We start from the raw sequence: 2772 nt of genomic DNA, 5'->3' as shown, positions 1-2772 counted from the left end.
CTCGACACCTGATCCGGTGGCGGTTCGCCGGCCGGCGGATCGGTGGCCGGCGAATCGGCAGCCGGAGGGTCGGTGGTCGGCGGATCCGCAGACGCCGGGTCGGCGCGCGGCGGGCCCGGGCTGCCAGGGGCCGTGCCGGGTGACGGCTGGCCGCTCGCCGAGCCGGCAAGGACCGGGCCGGCTGGCTGGTCGCCGGCAGGAGGCCCTGCGGGACCAGAGGCGGCCGGCGGATCGGTGGAGGGCGGGGTGAGCTGCGGCGCGGATTCCGAGCTCGCTGCCGGTACGGAAGCAGTCTGGTCCGCGGAGTCGTCCGCCCCGAAGGCCGTGGCGGGGGACAGTGCCCACGCCAGCGCGAGCGCGACGCTGGCTGCGTAACGGGGCGCTCGCCGCGACGACCGATCGCCGAGGTGACGACCTGGTCCTGCGGGCCTGCCGTTGCCATGCATCACCGTCTCGTTAGCCCCTCCGCGGCGCCGTAACGTGGTTGAGCAACCGCCGACGCAAGCTCACTCTGCCTCTTGCGATAGACCGCAAAGCTGGTGGAGAACCAGTCTCCACCGCTCATGCAGGGCATACCAGGGACCGATGGGCGACGCAACCCGCGCCCCCAGCCGATAGGCCTGACGTGTCGCTTACGTGACGGCGAGGTTCACCAGCCGCTAACACGACTCAGAGCGGCGACTACGCGCTCGAGCTCAACGCGCAGTTCTTCTGTGCGTGGGCATCGGCGCCCCCAGCACGAGAGTGGAGGGCGAGCATGCAAGATTGCACCCGCCGCCATGCCGGCGACGCCACTCAGATCGCGTACTCGCCGACGCGATAGCGGTCGCCGTGACGCTCGATCCAGTCAATCGTGCGCGCGATCCCGTCGCGGAGCGCCACGCTCGGCGTCCAGTGCGCCAGCTCTCCCGCGAGCGCCGGGCTGGAGAGCAGGCGCTCGACCTCGCCCGCGGAGGGCCGCACCCGCGCGGCGTCGAGCTCGACCGTGAGCTCCTTGGCGAGCAGGTCGCCGACGAGCTGGACGAGCTCGGCGACCGAGACGTCAGTGCCCGTGCCGAGCTGGAGGGTGCGCCCGACCACCTCGTCGTCCGCCTCGGCCACGGCGACGAAGCCCGCGACGGTGTCCTGGACGTAGGTGAGGTCGCGGCGGGGATGGAGCGAGCCCAGCCGCAGTGTCGATCCGGCGAGGGCCTGGGTGATGATCGTGGGCAGGACCGCCCGCGCCGACTGGCGCGGCCCGTACGTGTTGAATGGCCGCAGGACCGTCACGGGAAGCTCGAATGCCCGGTGGAAGCTATCCATCAGCTTGTCGGCCGCCACCTTGCTCGCCGCGTACGGTGACTGCGGCTCGAGCGGATGGTCCTCGGTGATCGGCACGGCCCGCGCCGAGCCGTACACCTCACTCGTCGACGTGTGGATCACGCGTTCGACACCCGAGGCCAGCGAGGCCTGCGCGACGTTGAGGGAGCCGAGCGCGTTGACCTCGAAGAAGTCCCGCGGGTTGACGTACGAATACGGGATCGCGATCTGGGCGCCGAGGTGAAACACCACGTCGACGCCGGCGACGGCTCGCGACACCGACTCGACGTCGCGCAGCTCGCCGGCGACGACCTCCACGTGTCCGACCACCGCCGGGTCGAGCGAGTCGAGCGTCCCTCGGTCGCCGCGCGAGTTGTAACGCACGAACGCCCGCACGCGGGCTCCCTCCGCGACCAGGCTCGCGACGAGATGACCGCCGATGAACCCTCCAGCGCCGGTCACCAGGACCCGCCGTGAGGCCAGCTTCGCCATGCGCGTCAGCGTATCCGCGCGCCGACCGACTGGGCGCGAAGCGTGTCGCGGAGCGCCTCGACGACCATCTCCTGCTGGTCGTCGGTCATGCCGGCGAACATCGGCAGCGTGATCGCCCGTGCGCTATACGCCTCGGTCAGCGGGAGATCGGGGGCCCCCTCGGCGTAGATGGAGGACCGGTGGACGGGCGGGTAGTGCACGCTCGTCTGCACGCCGCGCTCGGCGAGCAGACGCCGGACCTCTTCACGATCTACGCCCTCGTCGACGACCACGGTGAACAGGTGATGGGAGGGGACGTCGCCTTCGCCCTCGGGTGGCGCGGCGGTCGGGACGAGCCCTTCGATGCCGGCGAGCAGCTCTCGGTACCGGCGGTCGAGCCGGTGCCGCCTCGCGTTCTCGGGGGTCAGCCGCGCGAGGCGGCTAGTCGCCAGCGCGGCTCGCGGCTCGTCGATGCGGTAGTTGAAGCCCAATGCCGAGACGTCGTAACCGGACGCGTGGCCGCGGTGACGATCCCAGGTGAGCGTTGTCATGCCGTGAGAGCGCCACAGCCGCATCCGCCGGGCCAGTTCGTCGTCGTCGGTGACGACCGCACCACCCTCTCCGACCGCAAGGTTCTTGTTGGAGAAGAACGAGAAAGCGCCCGCGGCGCCGAAGGTCCCGATATGGCGACCGTGCGACCTCGCGCCCGCCGCATGCGCGGCGTCCTCCAGGAGCGTCAGGCCTCTGGCCATAGCACGGATTGCCTCGATCTCCCCGGGATGACCGCCGTAGGCCATCGTCATGACCGCCTTGGTGCGAGGCGAGATCGCGAGCTCGACGGCCGCCGCCGCCATCCATGGCTCGTCCAGGGCCGCGACGTCGGCGAAGACGGGCGTCGCCCCCGTGTAGGCGATCGCGTTCACGGTCGCCACGAAGGTGAGCGAGGGCACGATGACCTCATCGCCGGGGCCGAGGCCGACGGACAGGCACATGAGGTGCAGC

General features: G+C 71.1%; 2 protein-coding genes. Both read right to left on the bottom strand.

What is annotated here, in order from left to right; all coding sequences use genetic code 11:
• Window positions 1-795: 795 nt before the first annotated feature.
• Window positions 796-1791 (bottom strand): GDP-mannose 4,6-dehydratase, encoded by a 996-nt coding sequence (locus VFX99_RS11605; protein WP_329666450.1) that lies wholly within the window; start codon window positions 1789-1791, stop codon window positions 796-798.
• A gap of 5 nt (window positions 1792-1796) precedes the next feature.
• Window positions 1797-2772 (bottom strand): DegT/DnrJ/EryC1/StrS family aminotransferase (locus VFX99_RS11600; RefSeq protein ID WP_329666449.1); only part of this gene is annotated, 976 nt, incomplete at its 5' end.

It is taken from the genome of Microbacterium sp. (assembly GCF_036277215.1).
GTDB lineage: Bacteria > Actinomycetota > Actinomycetes > Actinomycetales > Microbacteriaceae > Microbacterium.
The sequence above is the reverse complement of the archived record's forward strand: the minus strand, read 5'-3'. Positions and strand labels throughout refer to the sequence as shown.